We start from the raw sequence: 25,890 nt of genomic DNA on the forward strand, positions 1-25,890 counted from the left end.
ATGCCCGTCGTCGTCGTCACCGATTCCTCGGCCTCGATCCTGCCCGAACTCGTCGAGCAGTACGGGATCCAGGTGGTCCCACTCCATGTCCTCAGCGGCGGCCAGGATTTCCGGGAGGGAATCGACGCGCTCCCCGAGGATCTTGCCGGCGTCACCACGTCGGGCGCGTCGCCGAGCGAGCTGTCCGAGGCGTACGCGACAGCGCTGGAGCTGAGTGAGGGCGCAGGCGTTCTCGCGGTGCACATCTCCCGGCAGCTGTCCGGAACGTGGGAGGCAGGTCGTCAGGCGGCACAGGAATTCGACGGCCGGGTGCGGATCGTCGACTCCCAGTCCGCCGGAATGGGATTGGGCTACCCGGTCCTCGAGGCCGCGCGGGCCGCGAAGGACGGTGCGAACCTCGAGACGGCGTACCGGCGGGCGGTCGACGTCGCGAGCCGCGGGCGTTGCCTGATCGTCGTGGACAGGCTCGATCAGTTGCGACGCGGAGGACGCATCGGCACCGCCGCCGCGCTGCTCGGTACCGCACTGGCGATGAAACCGGTGCTGCATCTCGTGGACGGCCGGCTGGTTCTGAAGGAGAAGACGCGCACGTCGACCAAGGCGATGGCCAGGATGGTCGACGCCGCGGTGGAGCTGGCAGGTCTGGACAGGACGGCCGTCGCTGTGCATCACATGCACGCCCGGCAGCGCGCCGAAGCGGTGGCGCAGCAGCTGAAGGACCGGATTCCGCAGGTCAGTGACCTCGTCGTCACCGATTTCAGCTCGGTGATCGGCGCCCACGTGGGCGTGGGCGCCATCGGCATCGTGCTGTGCCCGGAACCCGCCCTGCACCACGAAGACCGCGATTCATCCACAACTTCGCACTGATCCACAGGCCGATTCGGAAAGCCTGGTCGTCGCGGCGATTCTGTGGGCGGCGCACTTTACCGTCGCCTCCATGGGCATCAGGGAAGAACGTTCGAGGGGCCGGACCCGGCTCGCGTTCCTGACGTCGGGGGAACGCGATGCGGTGCCGCCCGACACACCGGCGGCGCCGGAGTGGCTGGCCGAGCCGAGCGGAACCGTCCTCGACGGCGACAAGACGTGGTCCGCCGACCGCCGCCGGGGCGGATTCTCGCTGCCGGACCGGTGGCGGGACGCACGATTCGATCCCGGGCGGACCGGGGCGTTGGTGCTGATCGTGGTGGGAATCGTCGTCGCGACGGCCACCGTGCTCGGCGTGCGCAGCGATCGGCCGGAGACGCAGGCCGTTCCGTCGTTACCCGCCGCCGGAGTGCATTCCCTGACTCCGGCACCGGCGACGACGACTCCCGCCGCGGCGGCGTCGGCACCCGCCCCGGCGGAGGAGATCGTCGTCAGCGTCGTGGGACTGGTGGCGTCGGCCGGTCTCGTCCGGCTGCCACCGGGCTCCCGGGTCGCGGACGCTCTCGCCGCTGCCGGGGGAGTGCGCGACGGCGGTGACACCCTCGGATTGAATCTGGCTCAACGACTTTCGGACGGCGATCAGGTGCTCGTAGGTGCCGCGACCACCCAGGCGCCACCGAGCGCGGTGGGCGGTGCCTCCGCAGGATCACCGGGGCCCGCCGGCGCACCGGCCGCCACGGGCGGAGGGCTCGTGAACCTCAACACGGCGACGGAGACGGAACTCGATGCACTTCCCGGTGTCGGACCCGTCACGGCGGCGGCGATCGTCGCGTGGCGAACGACCAACGGCAAATTCACCGACATCTCGCAACTGGGGGAGGTGGACGGGATCGGGCCGGTGCGGCTGGAGAAACTGCGCGGCCAGGTCACCCTGTGATGCGAAACAACGAACCGCGGCTCCTCGACCTGCGGCTTCTTCCGTTCGCCGGGATGTGCTGGGCGGCAACGCTGATCGGTATCCTCGGAGGCTCCCGGGCGGCGTGGGTCCTCGTGGCGATCCTGTCGGGAGCGGCGGTTCTCCTCGCCGCGGGATGCGCCCTGCGGGGGCCGGGACGGTGGACGGCCGGGACGTTGGCGGTACTGCTGTTCGGGTCCTGCTGCGCTGCAGGGGTGGCCTGGCGGGTTCAGGCCGCGGAACGGCACCCGATGACCGAACTCGCCCGGAACGAGACGTGGGTGACGCTCGTCGTCACCCTTGCCGACGATCCCCGGGAGATCGCCGGCTTCGGACGACACGTCCTCGTGAACGCGAACGTCGTCGAGATCCGCCGGGCCACCGAGACGATCCACTCGGGCGGTGCGGTGGTCGTCCTCGCCCCGGCGGACGGGTGGCTCGGACTGCTGCCGGGACAGGCTGTGGTCCTGCGCGGGCAGGTGAGCCCTCCGCGGCACCGGGACCTGAGCCTGGCCGCGGTCCGGGTGTCCGGACCGCCCGCGGACGTCGGTCCCGCGCCACCGCATCAGCGGTGGGCAGGCGCCCTGCGTGCGCGGTTCGCCGCTGCCGCCGCCGTCCTGCCTGCCGACGAGGCAGGACTGTTGCCGGGGCTGGTGGTCGGCGACACCTCGGCGCTGCCCCGGGAGGTGAAGGACGACTTCACCGCGACCGGACTGACGCATCTCACGGCGGTGTCCGGGGCGAACGTCAGCATCCTGCTGGGAGCGGTGCTGCTCCTGGTCCGAGGGGTGGGACTCGGTCCCCGCGCGGGTGCGGCGCTGGCTGCCGCGGCGCTGATCGCATTCGTGGTGATCGCGCGACCGTCACCCAGCGTGCTGCGCGCCGCGGCGATGGGCTCGGTCGCCCTGCTGGCGCTCGTGACCGGACGGCGGAAACAGGCGATGCCCGCGCTGGCAGCGGGTGTCATAGCCCTGCTGGCGTGGTCACCGGGGTTGGCGGTGGACTTCGGCTTCGTTCTCTCGGCAACCGCCACTGCAGGGCTGATCGTGATCGCGCCGGTGGGGGTCGACGTGCTGGTGGGCCGCGGCTGGCCGCGGGCGGTGGCCGAGACGGTGGCGGTGTCCGTCGCCGCCTTCGCCGTCACCGCTCCGATCGTGGCCGCGATGGCGGGGACGGTGAGCCTGGTGTCCATCTGCGCGAACATCCTGGTCGCCCCCGTGGTCGGCGTGATCACCGTGGCCGGAGCGGTCACCGCGCTGATCGCAGGGGTCAGTGTTCCCGTCGCGGAAGTGGTGGTGCGCGTGACCCAGTGGCCGCTGTGGTGGCTCGTCACCGTGGCCGAGCGGGGCGCGCGGCTTCCGGGTGCCTCGATTCCGGTGCCCTCCGGGCCCGCCGGTGCGGCGATCGTCCTCGGTGCCGTGGTGGCGCTCGGTGTCACGCTACGCAGACGCGGACCCCGGCTGGTGCTGGCGGGAATCGCGATCGGCGTGCTGGTGCTGTGGGCGCCGATCTGGCCGTCGTCGCTGGGTCGCCTTGTGTGAGCGCGCCCGAATCCGGGAAACCTTCGCAGAACTCGAGGAAAGGGACGACGACATGCAGGTGGGGTTCAAGTTGATGGCCGAGACGTTCGATCCGCGGGAGATCGTGCGGCAGGCGGTGGAAGCCGAACGGGCCGGCTTCGACTTCGTCGAGGTGAGCGATCACTATCACCCCTGGCTCTACAGTCACGGACATTCGGGATTCGTGTGGTCGATGCTCGCGGCCGCCGCGGCACGGACCGACCGGATCGGTCTGGCGACCGGTGTCACCTGCCCGTTCGTCCGATATCACCCCGCGATCATCGCGCAGGCCGCGGCCACGACCGCCGTCCTCAGCGAGGGCCGGTTCACCCTGGGACTCGGTTCGGGGGAACGGCTGAACGAGCATGTCGTCGGTGGCGGCTGGCCGTCGGTGACCACCCGGCACCAGATGCTTCGTGAGGCGATCGACATCATCCGCCTGCTGTGGTCGGGCGGCTACCACTCGTACGAGGGCAAGCACCTCACCCTCGACGACGCACGCGTCTTCGATCTGCCCGACGTGCCGCCCACGATCGCGGTCGCTGCGGGCGGCACGGAGGCAGTCGGGATCGCCGCGGAACTCGGCGACGGACTGTTCGCCACCGAAGCGGATCCGGACCTCGTGAAGGCCTATGCCGGGGCCGGTGGGTCGGGGCCCAAGTACGGGGAGGTGCCCCTCGCGTGGGCGCGTGACGAGGAATCCGCGGTCGAGTCGGCGCATCGGTTGTTCCGGTTCGGGTTGACCGGATGGAAGGTTCAAGCGGAACTGCCGAATCCGATCAACTTCGAGGCGGCGGCGTCGTCGATCCGCACCGAGGACGTCCGCGACGCCATGGCGTGCGGTCCGGACGTCCGGCGGCACCTCGAGGTGGCAGGCACTTTCGTCGATGCCGGGTTCGATCATCTGGCGCTGATCAACGCGGGGCCGGACGTCGACGGCTTCTTCGAATTCTTCGCCAACGAGTTGAGTGAGCCGCTGCGGGCGCTGGCAACTTCCTGATATATGTTGTGCCGCTGTCACTTTCGTCTCCGGAGTGCGCCGCGCGGCACGCTCGGTGCGACGGCGGCGGAACGACGTCTGTATCGTTTCGACTTCGATTCCCGATGTGCGTATGCGACACCGAAACACCGACTACCATCCGGTGGCAGATGTTGAGGTGAACGGTCTTGGAACGCACCCGCATTGGAGGGCGAATGTCGGAATCGGAGCGGACAGATCTCGATGTGGACGACGAGCTCGACGCCGGGCAGGTGTGGAGGGCGCAGCGGGTCGTTGCTGCCCAGTCACTCGACGCCGAAGACTGCCGCATGCTCCTGTCCATGCTCGGCATCGCGGGTAACCCCGATGCGCCGGAGGTGGACTGACTGACAGCGGTCAGGTCACCTTCCGGTGATGGTGAGCGACGATTTCCTGCGCCACCTTCGCCAGTTTGAGATTCATGTCCTGCGAGGTGGTGCGGAGAATCTCCATCGCCTGAGTCTCGGGAATGTTGTGGAACGCCATCAGCAGACCCACGGCCTTCCCGATTTCACGGTTGCTGGCCAGGCCGGCCCGCAGTGTCTCGGCCTCGGCGTGCTCGTGGACGGCCGCCAGCGCCACCGCCGCGAACGATGCGAGCATGATGCCCTGCTCGACGGACGTGGTGTTGAGGGCTCCCGCCGTGTCGGAGAACAGATTGAGGGCGCCGACCTTGCGCCCGAGGATGACCATGCGAAATCCGGCCGCACCGCGCACCGGCGTGTGGGCCAGCACCCGCGCCGACAGCCGCGGCCACTGCGACGTGGTGGAGAGGTCCGTCTCGAACTGGGGCGTGTCGCTGACGATGGCATCGACGCACGGTCCCTCGTTCTCGTCGCGCTCGTACTCGTCGACGCGGGCGGCCACGTCGTCGCTGGCCGCGGCCGTCACGTAGCGGGATCCCTCCCGGAGCATCAGGCTCGCGTGGTCACAGCCCTCGACGAGTAGTGGCGCGGCGTCGCAGATGGCTTGGTGGACGTGCCCGAAATCCTGACCCGCGTAGAGAAGATCGGCGAGGGTCGCGAACGTCGCGGCCGACCTGCCGACAGCCTGCGAGCGCGTCGTATCGGGCACTGTGTCTCGCATCGGTTCCTCCAGCGTGCGGGCATGCGCCCGGCTCACTGATTCAGTCTGCCAGAGAGGGCGGTCGCTGCAGGTCCGGGGCCGGAGGAATTCCCGATCGGACTCCGGGGGCGGTCGTCCCGGGCGAAGATGACGGCATGGTTTCGCGCACCGAGGACCCACAGGTGACCATCGGCCAGGGGACGCTGCGGGGTGTCCGCCTCGACGGCGTCCGGTCATGGAAAGGCATTCCCTACGCCGCGCCGCCGGTCGGCGAGTGGCGGCTCCGAGCCCCGCGCGCGCCCGAACCGTTCACCGGGGTGCGCGACTGTTCCCGGTTCGGTTCGATCGCGCCGCAGAACGAGCACGGCCCGCTGCCCATCGACCCCGGTCTGACCATCGACGAGGACTGCCTGACCCTGAACGTCTTCGCCCCCGCGACGGACACGGAGCGAGCGCGGCCGGTGATGGTGTGGATCCACGGCGGGGCGTATTACCTCGGTTCGTCCGGACAGCGCATGTTCGATCCGACTCGTCTGGTCGAACGCGGCGACGTCGTGGTCGTCACGTTCAACTACCGGCTCGGTGCGCTGGGATTCCTGGACTTCTCCTCGTTCTCGACCGAGAAGCATCCGTTCGACACGAACCTGGGCCTACGCGATCAGATCGCGACACTGACCTGGGTCCGCGACAACATCGCGGCGTTCGGCGGCGACCCGGGTGACGTGACGCTGTTCGGGGAGTCCGCCGGTGGCGGCGCGGTCACCACGCTGATGACGTCCCCACCGGCGGAGGGACTGTTCCACCGTGCGATCGCCGAGAGTTCGCCCGCGACGTCCGTGTACGGCAGTGACCGCGCCGCGAGCATCGCCGAATCGTTCCTCGAGCTGCTCGACATCGCGCCCGCCGACGCGAGCCGACTCCGCGACCTGCCCGTCGACGTGCTGACCAAGGCCTGCGTCGAACTCGTCCAGCAGGTGCCCGCACGGGTCCCCGGCACCCTGGCGGTTGCCCCGACCGTCGACGGCGACGTGGTCCCGCACCACCCTGTCGCGGCATTCCGCACAGGCCTCGCACACCGAATTCCGCTGCTGATCGGGACGAACAAGGACGAGGCGTCGATGTTCCGGCTCATGAAGTCGCCCCTGATGCCCATCACCCCGGACGCCGTGCACCAGATGTTCGTGGCGATCGCCGCCGATCACCCCGACCTCCCGGCAGACGAGGAGCACGAGGTGGCGGCCGCATATCCCGACTACCCGAAGAAACGCTCGGCCATGGAGATCTCGCGGGACGCCGCGTTCCGAATGCCGACGCTGTGGATCGCGGAAGCGCACAGCCGCGTCGCCCCGACCTGGCTGTACCGCTTCGACTACGCGACACCGTTCCTGCGCGCCGCGCGGATCGGCGCCACCCACGGCACCGAGGTGCCGTACGTCTTCGGGAACTTCGGCGTGGTCCCGCACGACCCCACGTTCAAGCTCGGTGGGCACCGAACCGCCGGTCACGTGTCGGAGCGGATCCAGCGACGGTGGCTGTCGTTCGCCACCGAGGGCACCCCGGACGGAACGGGAGAGGAGGTCGGCTGGCCGCGGTACGACGAGGCGGATCGCACGACCCTGCTGATCGGCAAGAACGACGCGGTCGTCGCCGATCCCGACCGGGAACTCCGCCGGGCCTGGGGTGAGGAAGTCATCGGTTTCACCTGAGCGGCGGCCCGGTTTCGTATCCGCGGAACGGGGGGATACCTCCTGAATGAGCCCTGCAGCAACGGAATCGGGTCGCGACCTCAGTGTGGGAGTCGAGGAGGAGTTCTTCCTCGTCGACGAGTCCGGTCACCTCTCCGCCGCGGGACCCGACGTGGTGGCCGAGGCCGGCCACGACATTCACGGGCTTCAGCGTGAACTCGCCCGATGCCAGATCGAGACGGCGACGGGTGTGTGCCACACCGGGGAGGAACTGCACGAGGAGCTGCGCAGCCTGCGCCGCCGGCTGGCGAAGGCCGCCGCGGGCCGCGACCTGTTGCTGCTGCCCAGCGGGACGTCCCTGATCGTCGAGGGATTGCCCCCGGCGATCACCCCGAGCCCGCGGTACGAGGAGATGGCCCGTCACTTCGGGTCGATCGTGGACACGGTGACCACGTGCGGCTGCCACGTGCACGTGGGGATCCCGAGCCGCGACGTGGGTGTGCAGGTGAGCAACCTGGTCCGCAGTTGGCTGCCCGTGCTGCTCGCGCTCGCCGCGAACTCCCCGTTCCACAGTGGGCACGACACCGCGTATCACAGTTGGCGGCACATCATGTGGTCGCGGTGGCCGTCGGCGGGACCGCCGCCCCACTTCGATTCCGCGGACCAGTACGAGGCGACGGTCGGCGCCATGATCGGAACCGGTGCCGCCATGGATCGGGGAATGATCTACTGGCACGTCCGGCTCTCCGACAAGCAACCGACCATCGAGGTCCGGATCGCGGACGTCGCCATGACCGCCGCGCACGCGGCGCTCTTCGCGGTGGTCGTGAAGGGGCTCGTCGGGTGGGCGCTGCGGTCGCTGGAGGACGGCCTCACCGTGCCGTGGCTGCGCGGCGAGCTGCTGCGGGCGCAGTTGTGGCGCGCGGCTCGCGACGGACTCGACGGGGAATGCACGAGCCCGGCCGCGGATCGGTCCCAGCCGATCCGCCTGCAGCTGGAAATGCTGAACGAGTACGTGGCCCCGGGGCTCGGCGCGAGTGATCGGGCGTTCCTCGAGTCGGGGCTCGACACCGTATTGCGGGAGGGCACGGGCGCCGAGCGGCAACGGGCCGAGTTCGGGCGCGTCGGCACGCTGGCGGCGGTGGTCGACCTCCTGACGCGCGAAGTGGTCAGCTGACCGGGGGCGGCGGAGTCAGCTCGGTGACGCCGGCGGTGGTGGAGCCGATGTAGCCGGGATGCAGCAGTCCGGCGGGTCCGATGCCCGTGAGCAGGGCGCCTGCGCTGGTGTCCGGTCCGGTGCGCAGCGGACCGGGGTCGTCGATCAACGCCTCCACGGTCGCGGTGTCGACCAGGGTGAGGTCGATGCGCTGCCCGACGGGTTGGTAGACGGCGAGGACGACCGGATCGGGGTAGTGGGCGGCGGTGCGGCGCATGACGTGGAACGCGGGGTCGGTGCCCAGGGCGAGCACGGTGACCTCGGCGAACGACGCGAGCCGGTCGGCGAGCGCCCGGCCGGCGGTGTTGCGCCACGTACGCCCGTACAGGGTGAGCGCGTCGGACAGGTGACGTTGCTCGTTCTCACCTCGCGGGCTGCCGCCCGCCGGGTCGAGCAGGGCCCGCCACCGGTGTTCGTAGAAGTCGCACGCCGCGTCGAAGTCGCCGTCGGAGCCGGCCCCCGCAACGTCGCGATGCGAGGGCGATGCGGGTTCGAGGACGGATCGACCACCCGCGAACAGTGTCTCGGCGTGCCCGGAGGCCGAGCAGCGGGTCACCAGTTGCACCGACCATCGGAGGAGCAGCCCGTCGCGGCAGGTGTACCGGAAACTCAGCTCGTACCGGTGCCCTGCCGCGCGATCGTCGTCGAGGTCGATCATGTGCGCGTAGTCTTCGCGGGTGACGCCGTCCACCTCGGTTTCCGCGGTCATATGATCGAGTGTCCACCGCCGACGCGACCGCTGCGTGGCGATCGCCCGTGTTCGGCCTGCTCGGTCCCGGTTCCGGGGTGTCGGCGACCGTGTCCGCCCCACGTGGCACGATCTTCGCGTGAGCACTCCAACTCAGCTCGAACAGCTCCATCTGGTCCTCGGTGACGAGGAATTCCTCGTCGAACGCGCGGTGGCGCAGGTCATCGGCCACGTCCGCGCGAACGCGGACGTGGCCGCGGGCGCGGAGCTTCCCGTCAACCGGTTGCGGGCGGGTGATGCCGGGGCGGCCGAACTCGCCGAACTGCTCAGCCCCTCGCTGTTCGCCGAAGATCGCGTGGTGGTGCTGGAGGCCGCGGCGGAGGCGGGCAAGGACGCCGTGGCACTGATCCTGGACGCGGCCGGCGACCCGCCACCGGGCGTCGTCCTGGTGGTCCTGCACTCGGGCGGCGGACGTGCGAAAGCGATGACCGGGGCGCTGGAGAAGCTCGGAGCCGTGGTGCACCCCTGCGCCAAACTGAAGTCGGGCGACCTGATCGGGTTCATTCGCGGCGAGTTCCGCACCCTCGGGGTGCGGGTGTCGCCGGAAGTGGTGCAGAGCGTGTTCGAAGGAGTCGGCTCGAATCTGCGCGAACTGGCCGCCGCGTGCTCGCAACTCACCTCCGACACCGGCGGAAAGATCGACGTCGCCGCCGTCCAGCGGTACTACTCGGGCAAGGCCGAGGTGAGCGGATTCGACGTCGCGGACAAGGCCGTCGCCGGCGACACCGCGGGCGCGATCGAGGCGCTGCGCTGGGCGATGCTGCGTGGCGTGCCGCACGTGCTGCTGGCGGACGCGCTGGCAGATGCGGTGCACTCGATCGCCCGGGTGGCCCCGGCGGGGCGGGGAGACCCGTTCCGGATGGCGTCGGAACTCGGTATGCCGCCCTGGAAGATCAAGAAGGCGCAGGCCCTCGCGAAGGGCTGGACACCGACGTCGGTGGGGGAGGCGCTGCGCATCGTGGCCGCCCTGAACGCCGACGTCAAGGGCGCGTCGGCCGACGCGGACTACGCCGTCGAGAGTGCCGTGGGCCGCGTCTCCCGGCTACGACAGGTCTGACGGAGACACGACAACAGCCGCTCGGTCCGAGGATCGAGCGGCTGTTGGAGAGCCTACGACGGAAGAACCGTCAGATCTTGTTGATCGCCTGCGCGAGAGCAGACTTCTTGTTGGCAGCCTGGTTGGCGTGAATGACGCCCTTGCTGGCTGCCTTGTCGAGCTTGCGGCTGGTGGCGACGAGGAGCTCGTTGGCCTTGTCCTTGTCACCGGCCGCCGCAGCCTCGCGGAACGAGCGGATCGCCGTGCGCAGCGAGGACTTCACCGACTGGTTACGGAGTCGGGCCGCCTCGTTGGTACGGATCCGCTTCACCTGGGACTTGATGTTGGCCACGCGTAAAATCCTGTCGTCTTAAGCTGGTTACGGTCGAGAAAGCTCTGGGCGCACACATATGCACCGACAGGCGAGATTACCAGTGATCGGTGTCCGATCTCAAACCGGCGCCGGACGCGCCGACAAATCCTGCGGCTGTGCTGCTGAAGGGGTGTACATGTAGCAGCATGTCTGGGATGACGCCCCCAGCATCGAAGTCGTCAACAGTAACGAAATCGTCGGCAACCTCGAAAGCCCCCGTCCGAAAATCGGGGGGAAGCACGCAGGCGGGTGCGAAGGCATCGGGAACCCAGCCGCGGACGCGGGTGACCGCCCGGCCGCGCAAGCCCGCAGAACCCGCCCACGTGTTCGACGGGTACACCGACATCGGGCGCTACGGGCTGGCGTTCGACGAGATGTTCGACCGCGACGGCACCGTCCGCCCGCCCTACAAAGGCGTCTTCAAGGCGCTCGAGCCCGCGGACCGAGCCGATCTCGCCGCCCGATCCGACGCCCTCGGCCGGGCGTTCATCGACCAGGGCGTGACGTTCTCGCTGTCCGGTCAGGAGCGACCCTTCCCGCTCGATCTGGTTCCTCGGGTCATCGCCGCTGCCGAGTGGACGCGTCTCGAGAAAGGCATCAAGCAGCGCGTGCAGGCGCTCGAGATGTTCCTCGACGACGTGTACGGGGAACAGCGCATCCTGCGTGACCACGTGCTGCCGAAGCGGTTGGTCACCTCGTGCGAGCACTTCCACCGGGCGGCCTCCGGGATCGTCCCGCCGAACGGGGTGCGGATCCACGTCGCCGGAATCGACCTCGTCCGCGACGAGAACGGGGTGTTCCGCGTACTGGAGGACAACCTGCGTTCGCCGTCGGGAGTGTCGTACGTCATGGAGAACCGCCGCACGATGGCGCGGGTGTTCCCCGACCTGTTCATGTCACACCGTGTGCGGTCCGTCGGCGACTACGCCTCCCATCTGTTGCGGGCGCTGCGCGCTTCCGCCGCCCTCAACGAGGCCGACCCGACCGTCGTGGTGCTGACGCCCGGGGTCGCGAACTCCGCGTACTTCGAGCATTCGCTGCTCGCGCGCCAGATGGGTGTCGAACTGGTCGAGGGCCGCGACCTGTTCTGCCGCGACAACATGGTCTACATGCGCACGACCGAGGGCGAACGCCAGGTCGACGTCATCTACCGCCGCATCGACGACGACTACCTCGACCCCATGCACTTCCGCCCGGATTCCGTGCTCGGGGTGGCCGGCGTGCTGAACGCGGCCCGGGCGGGCAACGTCGTCATCTCGAGTGCCGTCGGCAACGGGGTCGGTGACGACAAGCTCGTCTACACCTACGTCCCGCAGATCATCGACTACTACCTCGGTGAGAAGCCGTTGCTCGCGAACGTCGACACATTCCGGTGCTGGCTCGACGAGGAGTGCGAACAGGTCCTGGACCGGGTCGACGAACTGGTGATCAAACCGGTGGAGGGTTCCGGCGGCTACGGCATCGTCTTCGGCCCCGACGCATCACCCAAGGAACTGAACACGATCGCCCGGAAGATCAAGGCGGACCCGCGCGGGTGGATCGCGCAGCCCGTCGTCCAGCTGTCCACGGTGCCCACCAAGGTCGGGGACGAACTGGTTCCCCGGCACGTCGATCTGCGGCCCTTCGCGGTCAACGACGGTGACGACGTGTGGGTGCTGCCGGGCGGGCTCACCCGCGTGGCCCTGCCCGAGGGGTCTCTCGTCGTGAACTCCAGCCAGGGCGGCGGCAGCAAGGACACGTGGGTGCTCGCGAGCAGGAGCTCCGACGAGGAGCGGGAACTCGCAGGTGAGGAGCTCGTGGCCGAGCCTGCGCAGTCCGCCGAGGCCGAGCAGGGACCCGAACTCAGCACGACTCAACTGCAACAACAACAGCAACAGCAGCAGCAACAGGGCCAGGGAGGTGATCGCTGATGCTCGCGAGGAACGCGGAATCGCTGTACTGGATCGGCCGGTACGTCGAGCGGGCCGACGACATGGCCCGCATTCTCGACGTCGCCGTGCATCAACTGCTCGACGACGCCTCGGTGGACCCGGACCGCACGTCCCGGTTGCTGCTGCGGGTGCTCGGCATCGAAGCGCCCGACACCGAACTCGACGTCCGGTCGGTGACGGAACTGGTGGCGTTCAGCCGCAACCAGGTGGGCTCGATCATCGACTCCCTCGCCAGCGCCCGCGAGAACGCGCGGGGTGCCCGGGAGGTCACGTCCAGCGAGATGTGGGAGTGCCTCAACACCACGTACAACGGCCTCGCCGAACGGGAGCGGGCGTCCAAGCGTCTCGGGCCGCACGAGTTCTTCCGGTACGTGGAGGAACGCGCGGCGATGTTCGCGGGTCTGGCCGATTCGACGATGAGCCGCGACGACGGATACCGCTTCCTGCTGCTCGGCCGCTCGATCGAACGCGTCGACATGCTCGCGCGGATGCTGTTGTCCCGTGCGGGCGACCGCCCGTCCTCGCCGGCGTGGGTGACGGTGCTGCGCTCCGCGGGAGCCCACGACACCTACCTGCGCACATACCGCGGCGCGCTGGACGCCAACCGGGTGGTCGAGTTCATCCTGCTGGACCGGCTGTTTCCGCGGTCGGTGTTCCACGCCATCCGGCAGGCGGAGTTGTGCCTCGCCGAACTCGACCACCAGCCCGACAGCCGCGTCGGACCCAGGGCCGAGGCGCAGCGTCTCCTCGGCAGGGCCCGCAGCGAACTCGAGTTCCTGCCGCCCGGCGTGCTCCTCGAGGATCTCCAGGATCGGCTCGCGGGGTTGCAGGAAACTTGCCGCGAGCTCGGAGAAGCCATCGCGCTGCAGTATTTTCACGCCGCGCCGTGGGTGGCGTGGACCGATGCACGGGCCGTCGGCGGCGAAGCCGTCGTGGAGGGAGAGCTGTGAGCTGGCGTATGAGAGTCGTGCACACCACCGGGTATGCCTACGACGCACCGGTCACGTCCTCGTACAACGAGGCGCGACTCACCCCTCGCGGTGACAGCAGGCAGACGGTGATCCTGAACCGGGTCGAAACGACGCCGGCGACGCGGTCGTACCGCTACACCGACTACTGGGGCACCGCCGTCACCGCGTTCGATCTCCATGCGCCGCACAAGGAACTCGAGGTCACCGGGCTGTCCGTGGTCGAGACCGAACCGTTCTGGGAGCCGGAGGAGAAGGTGGACTGGGACGAGCTGGTCAGCCCTCCGCTCACCGACCGGTTCAACGAACAGCTGAGCAACACGACGTTCGTGCCGCGCAGCCGCAAGCTCGACACGATCGCCCGGGACCTCCGCAAGGGCCGCACTCCCGACGAAGCCGTTGTCGCGGCGGCGGACTGGGTGCATCGGGAGATGGATTACGTTCCGGGCACGACGGGCGTCCACACGTCCGCGGTCGACGCCTGGGCCGAGCGGCAGGGCGTGTGCCAGGACTACGCGCACCTGACGCTGGTCCTTCTGCGCAGTATGGGGATTCCGAGTCGCTACGTGTCCGGCTATCTGCACCCGAAACCCGATGCGGCGGTGGACGACACGGTGGCGGGGGAGAGTCACGCGTGGGTCGAGGCATGGACCGGTGCATGGTGGGGATACGACCCCACCAACGCCGTCGCGGTGAACGAACAGCACGTGTCGGTGGGTATCGGACGGGACTACGCGGACGTTCCGCCGCTCAAGGGCATCTTCTCCGGTGGCCGGGCGACAGATCTCGAAGTCGTCGTGGAGATCACACGCCTGGCGTAAAGTGCCAGCCAGATCTCTCTGTGGAAAGCAGGACTAACGATCCATTTCGACGAAGGTGGGTTCAATGTCTCCAACCGCACAGGAATACGTAGAAGTCGAACCGATCTCGGATCTCAAGAAATACGTAGCAGAGGCGGTCGGTACGTTCGTACTCGTCTTCGCGGCGGTGGGTACGGCGGTCTTCGCCGGAGCCAAGGTCGGAAACCTCGGTGTGGCACTGGCATTCGGACTGACGCTCCTCTTCCTCGTCTACGCCATCGGCCCGATCTCGGGCTGCCACGTCAACCCGGCCGTCACCGTCGGACACCTCGCGCTCGGCCGGTTGTCCGTCGCGAAGGCGGGGTTGTACGTCGTGGCACAGGTCATCGGCGGTCTCGTCGCCGGAGTGGTGGTCTATGCGATCGCGCAGAGCCTGCCCTCGTACAACCGGGCCGCCGACGGTCTCGGCGCCAACGGCTGGGGAGCCCACAGCCCGTCCGCCATCAAGGGGCCGCTCGGCGGGGTCATCGAGAACGGGTACGGCATCGGTGCGGCGATGATCATCGAAGTCCTGCTCACCGCGCTGCTCGTGTTCGTGGTCCTCGCATCCACCGACCAGATCTCCGACGTCCCCCTCGCCGGTGTCTCCATCGGATTCACGCTCGCCGTGATCCACCTCGTGTCGATCCCGATCGACAACACGTCCGTCAACCCCGCCCGCAGTCTCGCCGTCGCGCCGTACCAGAACGGCGCGCTCGCTCAGGTCTGGCTGTTCATCGTGTTCCCGTTGATCGGTGGCGCGGTGGGAGCGCTGGTGTACCGGTCGCTGTTCGGCCGGTACGACCGACTGCAGAGCTGAGCACCCACCGACCCGTCCCGGACCGGCGCGCCCTGCGAGCCGCAATCCTCACGTGCGTCGTTCTCGCGCTCACCGGGGTGATCCCGGCGACCGCGACCGCCGAGGACGCGCCGCGGCGGGGACCGACATATGTGGCACTCGGCGACTCCCGGGCGGCCGGGCCGCTCATCGAGTTCTCCGAGCACCGCGACCTGTGCCTGCGATCACCGGACCTGAACTACCCGGCGAAGCTGGCGCGGCTGATCGGCGCGGCCACCGTCGTCGACGTCACCTGTTCCGCCGCGAAACCCGCCCACGTGATCAGCACGCCGCAGTTCGTGGGGACGGGATTCGCTCCGCCGCAGATCGACGCGCTCCGCCCGGACACCGACGTCGTGACGCTCAGCATCGGCGGGGGCGGTTCCAATCACCTGCCCGTGTCGGTGCGATGCGGCGCCGTCGTTCCCGGCGCAGATGCCGGTTGCCGCAACAACCCACGGGCGGAGCAACTCACGGTCGAGGGGATCGCGCAGATGGCGCCCCAGGTCGACGCCGTGGTGGCTGCGATCCTCGCGAAGGCGCCGAACGCCGAGGTCTACCTGATCGGGCACGGCGGCTCCGTCGGACGACGCGGCTGCTGGCCGAACCTGCCCGTGTCCGACGCGGACGCGGTCTGGCTCGAGCAATACTTCGCACGGTTCAACCAGATCTACGCCCAGGCCGCGGCCAGGTACGGCGTGCACTACGTCGACATCGCGACGGCCGCCGTGGACGGTGGGCACGACGCCTGCGCGCCGGCGGGACAGCGATGGTTCGAGGGCATCCTGCCGCAGTCACCCGCCGAACCGGCACACCCCAACGCGCTCGCGATGACCGCGATCGCCGAGATGATCGCCGAAGATCTAGGCCGGTGACCGCGTCACTGCCAGCTGAAGTCCGCCCGCAGACGCCGCGCCACGATCTCGAACGTGTCCCGGGCCATCACGGCACCCTCGCGGCGGATCCCCGCCTCCGGCACGTCCAGCACCCGGTCCAGGCGGATCCAGCTCGGACGGCCCTCCGCATCCCACGCCCCCGTGCCGACCGCGATCCAGTCCCGGTCGCCGTCGTGCTTGCTCTGCGAGGACAGCATCAACCCCATCAGGGTGTCGCCATCGCGTCCGACGACGAGCACCGGGCGGTCCTTGCCCTGGCTCGGATCCTCCTCGTACGCCACCCACGTCCAGACGATTTCGCCGGGATCCGCGCGACCGTCCAGGTCGGGGGAGTACTCCACCCTCCGTGCCCGATGGGCTGTCGGGGCGGAGTTCGCGGTGACCGGACGACCCGGGGCCGGCTTCGGCGCGGCGGCCGTCGACCCGGTCAGGACACCGGCCGCGCGGTCCAGCGCGCCGGACTTCTGCAACTGCTGGAGAAGCTGCGGGCCCTTGTCCCGTGCAAGTCGACCCAACGTCTTCCCGATGCTGCTCCACGTGCTCGCCATGGCCGCCGAGCTTAGTGCGTGTATGCCGCGGCAGCCGCAACGCGGTGGCTTGGATATCCTGACAGGTGACAGTGGTCCGGAACCGGGCCGGTGCCGGTCCAGGTAAGGGGTCCCCCATCAGCAGTTTCGCCGACAAGACGTTCACGGATCCTGCCCGGATCCGGAATTTCTGCATCATCGCGCACATCGATCACGGCAAGTCGACGCTGGCCGACCGCATGCTGCAGCTCACCGGTGTGGTCGAGGAGCGGCAGATGCGTGCCCAGTACCTCGACCGCATGGACATCGAACGCGAGCGTGGCATCACGATCAAGGCGCAGAACGTGCGGCTCCCGTGGAAGGTGGGCGACGAGGAGTTCGTCATCCACCTCATCGACACCCCCGGGCACGTCGACTTCACGTACGAGGTCTCGCGCGCACTCGAGGCCTGCGAGGGTGCGGTCCTGCTGGTGGATGCCGCGCAGGGTATCGAGGCCCAGACTCTCGCCAACCTGTACCTGGCGATGGAGAAGGACCTCACCATCATCCCGGTGCTCAACAAGATCGACCTGCCCGCCGCCGACCCCGACCGGTACGCCGAGGAGATCGCGCACATCACCGGGTGCGAACCGGGGGACGTGCTGCGCGTGTCCGGCAAGACCGGCGTGGGTGTGAAGGAACTGCTCGACGAGGTCGTGCGGCAGATCCCCGCCCCCGTCGGCGACCCCGACGGTCCGGCGCGCGCCATGATCTTCGACTCCGTGTACGACGCCTACCGCGGAGTCGTCACCTACGTGCGCGTCGTCGACGGCCGGATCTCGCCGCGCGAGAAGATCACCATGATGTCGACGGGCACCACCCACGATCTGATCGAGGTCGGCATCATCTCGCCCGAACCGAAGGCCAGTATCGGCCTCGGCGTCGGCGAGGTGGGTTACCTCATCACCGGTGTGAAGGACGTCCGGCAGTCGCGGGTCGGCGACACGGTCACCGCCGCGCGCGGCGGTGCGACGGAACCCCTCGTGGGGTACCGCGACCCCAAGCCGATGGTCTACTCCGGCCTCTATCCGCTCGACGGGTCGGATTATCCGGTGCTGCGCGACGCCCTGGACAAGTTGCGGCTCAACGACGCCGCCCTGGCCTACGAGCCGGAGACGTCGGTGGCGCTCGGGTTCGGTTTCCGTTGCGGATTCCTCGGACTGCTGCACATGGAGATCACCCGCGACCGCCTCGAGCGCGAATTCGGGCTCGAACTGATCTCGACCTCGCCGAACGTGGTGTACCGGGTGGTGATGGAGGACGGCTCCGAGCACGTCGTCACCAACCCGTCGTACTGGCCGGAGGGCAAGATCCGCGAGGTCTACGAGCCGATGGTGAAGTGCACCGTCATCGCGCCGAGCGAGTTCATCGGCGCGATCATGGAGCTCTGCCAGAACCGGCGCGGTGAACTCGGCGGCATGGACTACCTGTCCGAGACCCGGGTCGAGCTTCGCTACGAGATGCCCATGGGCGAGATCATGTTCGACTTCTTCGACGCCCTGAAGTCGCGGACCAAGGGGTACGCCAGCCTCGACTACGAGGAGGCCGGCGAGCAGCAGGCCGACCTGGTGAAGGTGGACATCCTGCTGCAGGGTGAGGCGGTCGACGCGTTCTCGTCGATCGTGCACCGCTCCGCGGCCGGCGCGTACGGCGGACGGATGACGTCGAAGCTGCGTGAGCTGATTCCCCGGCAGCAGTTCGAGGTGCCGATCCAGGCGGCGATCGGCTCGAAGATCATCTCGCGTGAGAACATCCGCGCGATCCGCAAGGACGTGCTCGCCAAGTGCTACGGCGGCGACATCAGCCGTAAGCGCAAGCTGCTCGAGAAGCAGAAGGAAGGCAAGAAGCGGATGAAGACCATCGGCCGGGTCGAGGTTCCGCAGGAGGCCTTCGTGGCCGCATTGTCGTCCGAATCGGTCGGGGACAAGCCGAAGAAGTAGCGCGATCGTGCGCGATCGCTCGGTTGGTTCTCCTCCGTCGACGTCTGATCGAAAGTAGGTGCGGCACGTGGCCCTCGAAACCTGGCTCACCCGGACACTGGGAATCGAGGTACCGATCTTCGGCGCCCCGATGGGCGGACGGGCCGGCGGGGCCCTCGTCGGCGAGGTGTCGAAGGCGGGTGGGCTCGGCCTGCTCGGCGCGGCGCGCTACGCCACCCCGGAGTGGGTGGCGAAGGAGACGGCGGTCGCGCGGAGCATCGGCGGCGACGCCTTCGGTATCGGGTTGATGACCTGGGCGCTCGACGACGACGACGCTCTGCTCGACGCCGCGCTGGCGGAGAACCCGCGGGTCGTGTCGCTGTCGTTCGGTGATCCCGCGCCCTACGTGGAGCGGGTGCACGCCACCGGGGCGCTCGTGATGTCGCAGGTGAACACGGTCGACGATCTGCGGGTCGTGGAGGCGGCGGGCGTCGACTTCGTCATCGCCCAGGGCGCCGAGGCGGGCGGCCACACCGGCCGGATCGGGACGTTGCCGCTGCTGCAGGAGATCCTGGACGCCACCGCGCTGCCCGTGCTCGCGGCCGGCGGCATCGCGACCGGCCGCGGTCTCGCCGCTGTTCTCGCCGCAGGCGCGGAAGGCGCGATGATCGGGACCGCGTTGCTGGCCAGCCCCGAAACCATCGGACCGGAGTACGCCCGCGACAAGCTGATCGCGGCGGGCAGCGCCGACACCGTGTACACGTCGGTGTTCGACCAGGCGCGCAGCCAGCCGTGGCCGGCCCGATGGGGTGGGCGGGCCCTGAGCAACGAGTTCACGTCCCGCTGGCACGGCGCACACGCCCCCGACACCGAACTCGCCGCCGCCTACGACCCCGCGAATCCCGACCTCGGTGTCGTGTACGCCGGGGAGGCGGCTGGTCTCGTCACGTCGGAGCGGCCGGCCGGTGTCGTGGTGCGGCAGATCGCGGCCGACGCGGAGCGGTTGCTACACCGTTTCGCGGAGTAACCGCAGTCGCAGGTCCTCGGCCTGATCACACCGCGTAGTGGGCAGGGTGGAAGCCGCTCGCCGCGGCCTCCTCGGCGCGGATGACGTGAACGACCGCGTTGATCAACGCCAGATGGGTGAACGCCTGCGGGAAATTGCCCAGGTGCCGTCCCGACCCGGGATCGATCTCCTCCGCGTACAACTCGAGGGGGCTGGCGAACCCGAGGAGCCGCTCGCACAGGCGCTTCGCGCGGTCGAGCTCACCGATCTCCACGAGCGCCGACACGAGCCAGAACGAACAGATCGTGAACGTGCCCTCCTTGCCCGTCAGCCCGTCGTCCGTGGTCTCCACCCGGTAGCGCAGCACCAGCCCGCCCTCGGTCAGCTCGTCCGCGATGGCGAGCACGGTCGCGCGGATACGCGGGTCGTCGGCGGGCAGGAACCGCAGGAGCGGAGCGAGGAGGAGTGAGGCGTCGAGTTCGTCGCTGCCGTACCGCTGGGTGAGGACTCCGCGTGCGTCGACGCCGTGCTCGAGAATGTCGGCCTTGATCTCGTCGGCCAGTTCGGCCCACTGGTCCGCGTAACTCGTCTCGCCCTGCTGCTCGGCGAGTTTCGCGCCCCGGTCGAGCGCCACCCAGCACATGATCTTCGACGACGTGAAGTGCTGTGGTTCGCCGCGCACCTCCCAGATGCCGCGGTCGGGGAGCTGCCAGTGCTCGATCGCCTCCTCGACCTGACGTTTGAGCATCGGCCACAGCGTTTCCGGCACCCGCTCGCGCGATCGCACGTGCAGGTACACGGAATCGAGGATCGTTCCCCAGATGTCGTGCTGATCCTGGTCGTACGCGCCGTTTCCGACCCGGACCGGACGCGCGCCGTCGTAGCCGGACAGATGCGGCAGCTCCTCCTCGACGAGGGTCCGCTCGCCGCCGACGCCGTACATCACCTGCAGCGGCCGGTACTTGCCGTCGTCGGCACTGGACACGTCGTAGAGGAACGCGAAGAAATCGTCGGCCTCCCGGTCGAGTCCGAGGCTGTACAGACCCCACAGCGCGAACGTCGAATCGCGGACCCACGCGTAGCGGTAGTCCCAATTCCGTTCACCCCCGGGGGTTTCCGGAAGCGACGTGGTCGACGCGGCGAGCAGCGCGCCGGTGGGGGCGTACGTCAACCCCTTCAGGGCAAGGGCGCTGCGCTGCAGGTAGCCACGCCACTTGTGGTCGGGGAAGCGGCCGGTCGTGATCCATTCCCGCCAGAACTTCGCCGTCTGCCACATCTTCTCGGCAGCCTCGTCGTACGTCTGCGGCGCAGGCAGGTGCGACCAGGACAGTGCCACGAACACGTTGTCGTCCTCGACCATCCGGGTCCGGGCGCGGGCCTCGCGCCCTTCCAGCCCGAGCTTCATGTTGCTGGTCAGCCGGAGTGTCGGGTGGTCGCCCGGGCCGCTCGACGTGCAGGTGGCGGTGGCTTCCTCGTAGACCTTGCCGGTGTACTCCCACACTGCGTCGCCGCGGTGGTAGTCGAACGCGGGCTCGCAGCTCATCTCGAGGTCCACGGTGCCGTTCACGCATTTGACGGTCCGCAGCAGGATGTGTTCGGCATCCCAGTCCGTGGGGGTGCGGCGGCGGGAGCGGGACCGCTGCTCCACGTTGTGCCACGGGCCGAGCACGAGTGCGTCGCGGACGATGAGCCACCCTGTCGGGGTCTGCCACGTCGTCTCGACGATCAGTCCCCCTGGCAGGTAGCGGCGGGCGGCGGGCACGTTCTGCCCGTACGGTGCGATCCGGAAGTGGCCGGCGCTGCGGTCGAGGACGGCGCCGAAGACGCTGGGGGAGTCGGGCCGGGGGATACACATCCACTCGACCGCGCCGTTCCGTGCGATCAGGCACGTGTTCTCGCAGTCCGACAGGAATGCGTAATCGTCGATCGGCGGAAACGCGCGACGGTGACGATGCGCGGCGGAGCGGGGTTGGTCGTCCGAGTGCGCATCGAGAGACACCATCTGCTTATCATCGGCTGTCGTCGTCGCGGCGTCCACCTGTGCGCCGACTCGGTGCCGGCGAACGATAGGGTGGCAACCGTGGACCGGATGGCGAGTTGGTGGGACGGCTTCGAGCTGTGGATCGCCGGGCTCCCGTTCGTTCCGCAGGTCGCTCTCGTGCTGCTGGTGATGGTGCCGGTGTGCCGAGGACTGGCGTGGCTGCTCGATCGTGGCCTGGCCGCAGTCTTCGTCCTGCTCAGGCGGGACGTCTCGAAGGTGGAGGAACCCTGATGCCGCGCTCCCGCGTCACGCTCGCGCTGCTCGCGCTGCTCGTCCTCGTCGTCGTCGCATGGCTGGTCACCCGGTAGATCCCGTTCGATGTGGGCGGTTGGTTCAGCCTCTGCTACAGTCCACGGCGTGTCTGAAGCCGCTGTACACCAGGTCCGCCATGAATTGGCGTTGATCGCTGTCGGCATGCTCGCAGTCGCCGACATCGACTGTTGTTGATTTCTCCTCGCACACAGCAATGCGTGCGGGTGACACCGCACCCGTTCGATCGGTCTCGCGCTGCTGATTTTCGTTCGCATTCCTGATGCCCGCTCGGGCGATCCCTGCGTTCCTCCTCTCGAACCCCCTCCCACGTTTGTGCACCACCCCTCTGTGACAGATCCCCAGGAAGGTTTCTCCCATGAAACGCCGTTCTCGCAGTCTTCTCACGGCCCTCGTGACGCTCGGAGCTGTGGCGCTGACCGCGTGCAGCGGCGGCGCCAGCGACACCGTCGGCAGCGACTCGGCCGGTGCCGACGGCAGTGCGGGCACCATCAACCTGTACGCGTACGCCGTGCCGAAGCCGGGCTTCGACAAGCTGATCCCCGCGTTCAACGCCACCGACGAGGGCAAGGGCGTGGCCTTCCAGCCGTCCTACGGTGCCTCCGGTGACCAGTCCCGCAAGGTCAAGGACGGCGCCGAGGCCGACTTCGTCAACTTCTCCGTCGAACCCGACATCACCCGCCTCGTCGACGCCGGCCTGGTGGACAAGAGCTGGAACCAGGACGCCTACAACGGAATTCCCTTCGGGTCGGTCGTCACCATCGTCGTGCGTGAGGGCAACCCGAAGAACATCCGCGACTGGGACGACCTGTTGCGTCCCGACGTCGAGGTCGTGACCCCCAACCCGTTCAGCTCCGGATCCGCGAAGTGGAACCTGCTCGCACCGTACGCGGCGAAGAGCAACGGCGGTCAGGACCCGGAGGCCGGTCTGGCCTACATCACCTCGCTGGTGAACGACCACGTGAAGATTCAGCCGAAGTCGGGCCGCGAGGCCTCGGAGGCGTTCCTGCAGGGCACCGGCGACGTGCTGCTCAGCTACGAGAACGAGGCGCTGTTCATCGAGGGCAACGGCGACCCCGTCGAGCACGTGACCCCGCCGACCACGTTCAAGATCGAAAACCCGGTCGCGGTGCTGTCGAACAGCAAGAACCTGGAGAAGGCCAACGCGTTCAAGGACTTTCTCTATACCCCCGAGGGGCAGAAGCTGTGGGGCGAGGCCGGATTCCGCCCGGTCGATCCCGCGGTGGCCACGGAGTTCGCCGACAAGTTCCCGGAGCCGGCCAAGCTGTGGACCATCGCCGATCTCGGCGGCTGGTCCAAGGTCGACTCCGAGGTGTTCGCCAAGGACACCGGGTCCATCGCAGTGATCTACGACAACGCAACCAAGTAAGACCGACATGAGCGACACGACGACGGCGACGGGCGGACGCGGCACCACGGTGCCGTCTCCGCCCGTTCCGCCTACGCGCAAGAAGGTCGCCCGGGTCACCGGTGCGGTGGGACCCCTCGGCATCGGCATCGCGACGCTCTGGCTGAGCATCATCGTGGTCCTGCCCCTCGCCGCGCTCACCGTCGCCTCGTTCGGCGACGGAATCGGCGGCTTCGTGGACGCGATCACCTCGCCCGTGGCGGTGGCGTCCCTGCGCGTCACCGTCGTGGTGTCGGTGGTGGTGGCCGTGATCAACGTGATCATGGGCACGCTCATCGCGTGGGTTCTGGTGCGCGACGAGTTTCCCGGCAAGCGGGCCGTCAACGCGCTGATCGACCTGCCGTTCGCGCTGCCGACCATCGTGGCCAGCATCGTGCTGCTGTCGCTGTACGGCCCGGAGAGCCCGATCGGCGTCCACCTCAACGCGACGCAGCCCGGTCTGATCGTGGCACTGGCGTTCGTGACGCTGCCGTTCGTCGTCCGCTCGGTGCAGCCGGTGCTCATCGAGGTGGACCGGGAAGTCGAGGAGGCCGCGGCCTCACTCGGCGCGGACAACGTGACGATCTTCCGGAGAGTCGTGCTGCCCACCCTGACCCCGGCGATCATCAGCGGCGCGGGGCTCGCGTTCGCCCGCGCGATCGGCGAGTACGGATCCGTCGTCCTGATCGGCGGAAACATTCCCCGAGAGACACAGGTCGCTTCCCAGTACATTCAACAGCAGATCGAAATCGATCGGCCGGCCGCCGCGGCGGCCGTGTCGGTGGCTCTCCTGGCCATCGCGTTCGTGACGTTGTTCGCCCTCCGGGTCTTCGCCAGCCGGGGGCAGCGTCGTGAGGAGCAGGCGGAATGAAGCTCTCTGGGTCCACCCGGATCACCCTGCGCGCAGTCGCGCTGCTCTACCTGTTCGGCCTGCTGGTGGTGCCGATCGTCATCATTCTGTTCCGCACGTTCGAGAACGGGATCGGCGCCTTCATCCAGTCGATCAGCACCCCCGCCGCGATCTCCGCGCTCAACCTGTCCCTGCTGATCGTGGCCATCGTCGTCCCGGTCAACGTGGTGTTCGGGATCGTCACGGCACTCGCGCTGGTGAGGGGCCGCTTCCCCGGCCGCGGCCTGGTGCAGGCGGTGGTCGACCTGCCGTTCGCCGTCTCACCCATCGTGGTCGGTGTGTCACTGATCCTGCTGTGGGGTGCCAACGGCTGGTTCGGCGGGCTCGAATCGCTGGGGTTCAAGGTGATCTTCGGGCTTCCCGGCATGGTCATCGCCACCCTCTTCGTGACACTGCCGTTCGTGGTGCGGGAGGTGGAACCCGTCCTGCACGAGATCGGCGAGGAACAGGAACAGGCCGCCGCGACGCTCGGCGCGAGCCGCTGGCAGACGTTCTGGCTGATCACACTGCCCGCCATCCGCTGGGGCCTGACCTACGGTGTGGTCCTCACCGTCGCCCGCTCGCTGGGCGAGTTCGGTGCGGTGATCATGGTGTCCTCGGGCTTCCCCGGGGTTTCGCAGACCCTGACCCTGCTCGTGCATTCGCGCTACATCGACGACCACAACACGTTCGGTGCGTACTCCGCAGCCACCCTGCTGATGGGCATTGCGCTGATCACCCTGCTTCTGATGACTCTGCTCGACCGCAAGAGGAGCACCACATGATTACCGTGACCGGCGCCCGGAAGAACTACGGGTCCTTTGCTGCTCTCGACGACGTCACCATCGACATCCCCTCGGGTTCGCTGACCGCGCTCCTCGGGCCCAGTGGTTCGGGCAAGTCGACGCTGCTCCGGTCCATCGCCGGACTGGAGTCCCTCGACTCCGGCACCGTCGTGATCGGCGGGAACGACGTCACCGACATCTCCCCGCAGAAGCGGGACATCGGCTTCGTGTTCCAGCACTACGCGGCGTTCAAGCACATGACGGTGCGCGACAACGTCGCGTTCGGTCTGAAGATCCGCAAGCGGCCCAAGCCGGAGATCGACAGGAAGGTCAACGAGCTTCTCGAGATCGTCGGCCTCGACGGGTTCCAGCACCGCTATCCGGCGCAACTGTCGGGCGGTCAGCGTCAGCGGATGGCGCTCGCGCGGGCCCTGGCCGTGGACCCGAAGGTGCTTCTCCTCGACGAGCCGTTCGGCGCACTCGACGCGAAGGTCCGCACGGACCTGCGCACGTGGCTGCGCCGGTTGCACGACGAGGTGCACGTGACCACCGTGCTGGTCACCCACGACCAGGAGGAGGCGCTCGACGTCGCCGACCGGATCGCGGTCCTCAACAAGGGCCGGATCGAGCAGATCGGCGAACCGGAGGACCTCTACGATCGTCCGCGCAACGACTTCGTGATGTCGTTCCTCGGGTCGGTGGCCAAGCTCAACGGTCAGCTGGTCCGACCGCACGACATCCGTCTCGGCCGCGATCCCGACCTGGCCCTCGCGCGGGAGGCCGGCACGGCCGAATCGCTCGGCGTCACCCGGGCCACCGTCGAGCGCGTGGTGCACCTGGGATTCGAGGTGCGGGTGGATCTGCGTAACGAGGCGACCGGTGAACCGTTCTCCGCGCAGGTGACTCGCGGCGACAGCGCGGCGCTCGGCTTGCAGGAAGGCGAGACCGTGTACGCGCGGGCGACGCGGGCACCCGAACTCCCGGAGGCCGAAGTTCCGGTCTCCCTGTAACTCCC

General features: G+C 68.6%; 26 protein-coding genes. 21 read left to right on the forward strand and 5 right to left on the reverse strand.

The window, feature by feature from the left end; genetic code table 11:
* The 5 genes from HGB39_RS31655 (at position 1) to HGB39_RS31675 (ending at position 4,743) form a co-directional block, all read left to right on the forward strand.
* The gene (locus HGB39_RS31655; RefSeq protein WP_005563505.1) at positions 1-867 is read left to right on the forward strand and encodes a DegV family protein; all 867 of its coding nucleotides are present in this window, start codon (positions 1-3) and stop codon (positions 865-867) included.
* A 70-nt stretch (positions 868-937) separates the two neighbouring features.
* Positions 938-1,801 carry a ComEA family DNA-binding protein gene (locus tag HGB39_RS31660; protein ID WP_005563503.1) on the forward strand — a complete coding sequence of 288 codons (864 nt, stop codon included), beginning with the start codon at positions 938-940 and terminating at the stop codon, positions 1,799-1,801.
* Positions 1,801-3,360, forward strand: a complete 1,560-nt coding sequence (locus HGB39_RS31665; protein ID WP_064080300.1) for a ComEC/Rec2 family competence protein — start codon at positions 1,801-1,803, stop codon at positions 3,358-3,360. Before HGB39_RS31660 ends, HGB39_RS31665 begins: the two co-directional genes overlap by 1 nt.
* Before the next feature lie 52 nt (positions 3,361-3,412).
* Positions 3,413-4,378, forward strand: a complete 966-nt coding sequence (locus tag HGB39_RS31670; protein ID WP_005560615.1) for an LLM class F420-dependent oxidoreductase — start codon at positions 3,413-3,415, stop codon at positions 4,376-4,378.
* Between the two features lie 194 nt (positions 4,379-4,572).
* Positions 4,573-4,743: a hypothetical protein gene (locus HGB39_RS31675; protein ID WP_005261277.1), complete on the forward strand. Its 171-nt coding sequence runs from the start codon at positions 4,573-4,575 to the stop codon at positions 4,741-4,743.
* A gap of 10 nt (positions 4,744-4,753) precedes the next feature.
* Here HGB39_RS31675 and HGB39_RS31680 read toward each other — a convergent pair whose 3' ends face one another.
* Entirely contained in the window at positions 4,754-5,482 is a 729-nt protein-coding gene (locus HGB39_RS31680) for a GAF and ANTAR domain-containing protein (RefSeq protein ID WP_005560617.1), read from the reverse strand.
* 134 nt (positions 5,483-5,616) lie between these two features.
* Here HGB39_RS31680 and HGB39_RS31685 point away from each other — a divergent pair, with 134 nt between their 5' ends.
* On the forward strand, positions 5,617-7,167 hold the full coding sequence (locus tag HGB39_RS31685; RefSeq protein ID WP_005560619.1) for a carboxylesterase/lipase family protein: 1,551 nt from the start codon (positions 5,617-5,619) through the stop codon (positions 7,165-7,167).
* Positions 7,168-7,213: 46 nt separating this feature from the next.
* Positions 7,214-8,323, forward strand: a complete 1,110-nt coding sequence (locus HGB39_RS31690) for a carboxylate-amine ligase (protein ID WP_043786877.1) — start codon at positions 7,214-7,216, stop codon at positions 8,321-8,323.
* Here the strand turns inward: HGB39_RS31690 and HGB39_RS31695 are convergent.
* Positions 8,316-9,071, reverse strand: a complete 756-nt coding sequence (locus tag HGB39_RS31695) for a hypothetical protein (protein ID WP_005560624.1) — start codon at positions 9,069-9,071, stop codon at positions 8,316-8,318. The genes HGB39_RS31690 and HGB39_RS31695 overlap by 8 nt on opposite strands.
* A gap of 118 nt (positions 9,072-9,189) precedes the next feature.
* Here HGB39_RS31695 and holA point away from each other — a divergent pair, with 118 nt between their 5' ends.
* Positions 9,190-10,167 carry a DNA polymerase III subunit delta gene (gene holA / locus HGB39_RS31700; RefSeq protein ID WP_054246743.1) on the forward strand — a complete coding sequence of 326 codons (978 nt, stop codon included), beginning with the start codon at positions 9,190-9,192 and terminating at the stop codon, positions 10,165-10,167.
* A 70-nt stretch (positions 10,168-10,237) separates the two neighbouring features.
* Here the strand turns inward: holA and rpsT are convergent, their stop codons facing one another.
* The gene (rpsT, locus tag HGB39_RS31705; protein ID WP_005248015.1) at positions 10,238-10,498 is read right to left on the reverse strand and encodes a 30S ribosomal protein S20; all 261 of its coding nucleotides are present in this window, start codon (positions 10,496-10,498) and stop codon (positions 10,238-10,240) included.
* Between the two features lie 305 nt (positions 10,499-10,803).
* Here rpsT and HGB39_RS31715 point away from each other — a divergent pair, with 305 nt between their 5' ends.
* The 5 genes from HGB39_RS31715 to HGB39_RS31735 all read left to right on the forward strand — a co-directional run bounded on the left by HGB39_RS31715 (position 10,804) and on the right by HGB39_RS31735 (position 15,970).
* The gene (locus HGB39_RS31715; protein ID WP_005575138.1) at positions 10,804-12,429 is read left to right on the forward strand and encodes a circularly permuted type 2 ATP-grasp protein; all 1,626 of its coding nucleotides are present in this window, start codon (positions 10,804-10,806) and stop codon (positions 12,427-12,429) included.
* A complete protein-coding gene (locus HGB39_RS31720) occupies positions 12,429-13,400 on the forward strand; it encodes an alpha-E domain-containing protein (RefSeq protein ID WP_005248011.1) in 972 nt (323 codons plus the stop codon). Before HGB39_RS31715 ends, HGB39_RS31720 begins: the two co-directional genes overlap by 1 nt.
* A gap of 8 nt (positions 13,401-13,408) precedes the next feature.
* On the forward strand, positions 13,409-14,239 hold the full coding sequence (locus HGB39_RS31725) for a transglutaminase family protein (protein ID WP_005261269.1): 831 nt from the start codon (positions 13,409-13,411) through the stop codon (positions 14,237-14,239).
* Positions 14,240-14,303: 64 nt separating this feature from the next.
* Positions 14,304-15,077: an aquaporin gene (locus HGB39_RS31730; RefSeq protein ID WP_005575140.1), complete on the forward strand. Its 774-nt coding sequence runs from the start codon at positions 14,304-14,306 to the stop codon at positions 15,075-15,077.
* 131 nt (positions 15,078-15,208) lie between these two features.
* A complete protein-coding gene (locus HGB39_RS31735) occupies positions 15,209-15,970 on the forward strand; it encodes an SGNH/GDSL hydrolase family protein (protein ID WP_043794260.1) in 762 nt (253 codons plus the stop codon).
* Between the two features lie 5 nt (positions 15,971-15,975).
* Here the strand turns inward: HGB39_RS31735 and HGB39_RS31740 are convergent, their stop codons facing one another.
* Positions 15,976-16,539 carry a type II toxin-antitoxin system PemK/MazF family toxin gene (locus tag HGB39_RS31740; protein ID WP_005261266.1) on the reverse strand — a complete coding sequence of 188 codons (564 nt, stop codon included), beginning with the start codon at positions 16,537-16,539 and terminating at the stop codon, positions 15,976-15,978.
* 65 nt (positions 16,540-16,604) lie between these two features.
* Here HGB39_RS31740 and lepA point away from each other — a divergent pair, with 65 nt between their 5' ends.
* Together lepA and HGB39_RS31750 are read left to right on the forward strand one after the other, a co-directional pair.
* Complete coding sequence (gene lepA, locus HGB39_RS31745; protein ID WP_005575144.1) at positions 16,605-18,497, forward strand: translation elongation factor 4; 1,893 nt, start codon at positions 16,605-16,607, stop codon at positions 18,495-18,497.
* Positions 18,498-18,564: 67 nt separating this feature from the next.
* The gene (locus HGB39_RS31750) at positions 18,565-19,503 is read left to right on the forward strand and encodes an NAD(P)H-dependent flavin oxidoreductase (RefSeq protein WP_005575146.1); all 939 of its coding nucleotides are present in this window, start codon (positions 18,565-18,567) and stop codon (positions 19,501-19,503) included.
* Positions 19,504-19,528: 25 nt separating this feature from the next.
* Here the strand turns inward: HGB39_RS31750 and HGB39_RS31755 are convergent, their stop codons facing one another.
* A complete protein-coding gene (locus HGB39_RS31755) occupies positions 19,529-21,484 on the reverse strand; it encodes a glycoside hydrolase family 15 protein (protein ID WP_005261264.1) in 1,956 nt (651 codons plus the stop codon).
* Between the two features lie 87 nt (positions 21,485-21,571).
* On the opposite strand from HGB39_RS31755, the gene HGB39_RS31760 reads away from it, so the two are divergent.
* From HGB39_RS31760 to HGB39_RS31780, 6 genes are all read left to right on the forward strand, one after another.
* Complete coding sequence (locus HGB39_RS31760; RefSeq protein WP_005247996.1) at positions 21,572-21,754, forward strand: hypothetical protein; 183 nt, start codon at positions 21,572-21,574, stop codon at positions 21,752-21,754.
* An 87-nt stretch (positions 21,755-21,841) separates the two neighbouring features.
* Entirely contained in the window at positions 21,842-21,970 is a 129-nt protein-coding gene (locus HGB39_RS40375) for an Ms4533A family Cys-rich leader peptide (protein ID WP_368681004.1), read from the forward strand.
* A 181-nt stretch (positions 21,971-22,151) separates the two neighbouring features.
* Complete coding sequence (locus HGB39_RS31765) at positions 22,152-23,183, forward strand: sulfate ABC transporter substrate-binding protein (RefSeq protein WP_005261261.1); 1,032 nt, start codon at positions 22,152-22,154, stop codon at positions 23,181-23,183.
* A gap of 7 nt (positions 23,184-23,190) precedes the next feature.
* Positions 23,191-24,072 carry a sulfate ABC transporter permease subunit CysT gene (gene cysT / locus HGB39_RS31770; RefSeq protein WP_005247989.1) on the forward strand — a complete coding sequence of 294 codons (882 nt, stop codon included), beginning with the start codon at positions 23,191-23,193 and terminating at the stop codon, positions 24,070-24,072.
* A complete protein-coding gene (gene cysW / locus HGB39_RS31775) occupies positions 24,069-24,875 on the forward strand; it encodes a sulfate ABC transporter permease subunit CysW (RefSeq protein WP_005247987.1) in 807 nt (268 codons plus the stop codon). Before cysT ends, cysW begins: the two co-directional genes overlap by 4 nt.
* The gene (locus HGB39_RS31780; RefSeq protein WP_005575148.1) at positions 24,872-25,885 is read left to right on the forward strand and encodes a sulfate/molybdate ABC transporter ATP-binding protein; all 1,014 of its coding nucleotides are present in this window, start codon (positions 24,872-24,874) and stop codon (positions 25,883-25,885) included. Before cysW ends, HGB39_RS31780 begins: the two co-directional genes overlap by 4 nt.
* Positions 25,886-25,890 lie beyond the last annotated feature (5 nt).

The organism is Rhodococcus opacus (assembly GCF_012396235.1).
In the GTDB taxonomy this organism is placed as follows: domain Bacteria; phylum Actinomycetota; class Actinomycetes; order Mycobacteriales; family Mycobacteriaceae; genus Rhodococcus_F; species Rhodococcus_F opacus.

What these genes read in the sequence shown, in the direction of transcription:
- HGB39_RS31655 (WP_005563505.1), top strand. Translation starts at nt 1, where the DNA reads ATGCCCGTCGTCGTCGTCACCGATTCCTCGGCCTCGATCCTGCCCGAA.
- HGB39_RS31660 (WP_005563503.1), top strand. Translation starts at nt 938, where the DNA reads ATGGGCATCAGGGAAGAACGTTCGAGGGGCCGGACCCGGCTCGCGTTC.
- HGB39_RS31665 (WP_064080300.1), top strand. Translation starts at nt 1,801, where the DNA reads ATGCGAAACAACGAACCGCGGCTCCTCGACCTGCGGCTTCTTCCGTTC.
- HGB39_RS31670 (WP_005560615.1), top strand. Translation starts at nt 3,413, where the DNA reads ATGCAGGTGGGGTTCAAGTTGATGGCCGAGACGTTCGATCCGCGGGAG.
- HGB39_RS31675 (WP_005261277.1), top strand. Translation starts at nt 4,573, where the DNA reads ATGTCGGAATCGGAGCGGACAGATCTCGATGTGGACGACGAGCTCGAC.
- HGB39_RS31680 (WP_005560617.1), bottom strand. Translation starts at nt 5,482, where the DNA reads ATGCGAGACACAGTGCCCGATACGACGCGCTCGCAGGCTGTCGGCAGG.
- HGB39_RS31685 (WP_005560619.1), top strand. Translation starts at nt 5,617, where the DNA reads ATGGTTTCGCGCACCGAGGACCCACAGGTGACCATCGGCCAGGGGACG.
- HGB39_RS31690 (WP_043786877.1), top strand. Translation starts at nt 7,214, where the DNA reads ATGAGCCCTGCAGCAACGGAATCGGGTCGCGACCTCAGTGTGGGAGTC.
- HGB39_RS31695 (WP_005560624.1), bottom strand. Translation starts at nt 9,071, where the DNA reads ATGACCGCGGAAACCGAGGTGGACGGCGTCACCCGCGAAGACTACGCG.
- HGB39_RS31720 (WP_005248011.1), top strand. Translation starts at nt 12,429, where the DNA reads ATGCTCGCGAGGAACGCGGAATCGCTGTACTGGATCGGCCGGTACGTC.
- HGB39_RS31725 (WP_005261269.1), top strand. Translation starts at nt 13,409, where the DNA reads ATGAGAGTCGTGCACACCACCGGGTATGCCTACGACGCACCGGTCACG.
- HGB39_RS31730 (WP_005575140.1), top strand. Translation starts at nt 14,304, where the DNA reads ATGTCTCCAACCGCACAGGAATACGTAGAAGTCGAACCGATCTCGGAT.
- HGB39_RS31740 (WP_005261266.1), bottom strand. Translation starts at nt 16,539, where the DNA reads ATGGCGAGCACGTGGAGCAGCATCGGGAAGACGTTGGGTCGACTTGCA.
- HGB39_RS31755 (WP_005261264.1), bottom strand. Translation starts at nt 21,484, where the DNA reads ATGGTGTCTCTCGATGCGCACTCGGACGACCAACCCCGCTCCGCCGCG.
- HGB39_RS31760 (WP_005247996.1), top strand. Translation starts at nt 21,572, where the DNA reads ATGGCGAGTTGGTGGGACGGCTTCGAGCTGTGGATCGCCGGGCTCCCG.
- HGB39_RS40375 (WP_368681004.1), top strand. Translation starts at nt 21,842, where the DNA reads ATGTGGGCGGTTGGTTCAGCCTCTGCTACAGTCCACGGCGTGTCTGAA.
- HGB39_RS31765 (WP_005261261.1), top strand. Translation starts at nt 22,152, where the DNA reads ATGAAACGCCGTTCTCGCAGTCTTCTCACGGCCCTCGTGACGCTCGGA.
- cysT (WP_005247989.1), top strand. Translation starts at nt 23,191, where the DNA reads ATGAGCGACACGACGACGGCGACGGGCGGACGCGGCACCACGGTGCCG.
- cysW (WP_005247987.1), top strand. Translation starts at nt 24,069, where the DNA reads ATGAAGCTCTCTGGGTCCACCCGGATCACCCTGCGCGCAGTCGCGCTG.
- HGB39_RS31780 (WP_005575148.1), top strand. Translation starts at nt 24,872, where the DNA reads ATGATTACCGTGACCGGCGCCCGGAAGAACTACGGGTCCTTTGCTGCT.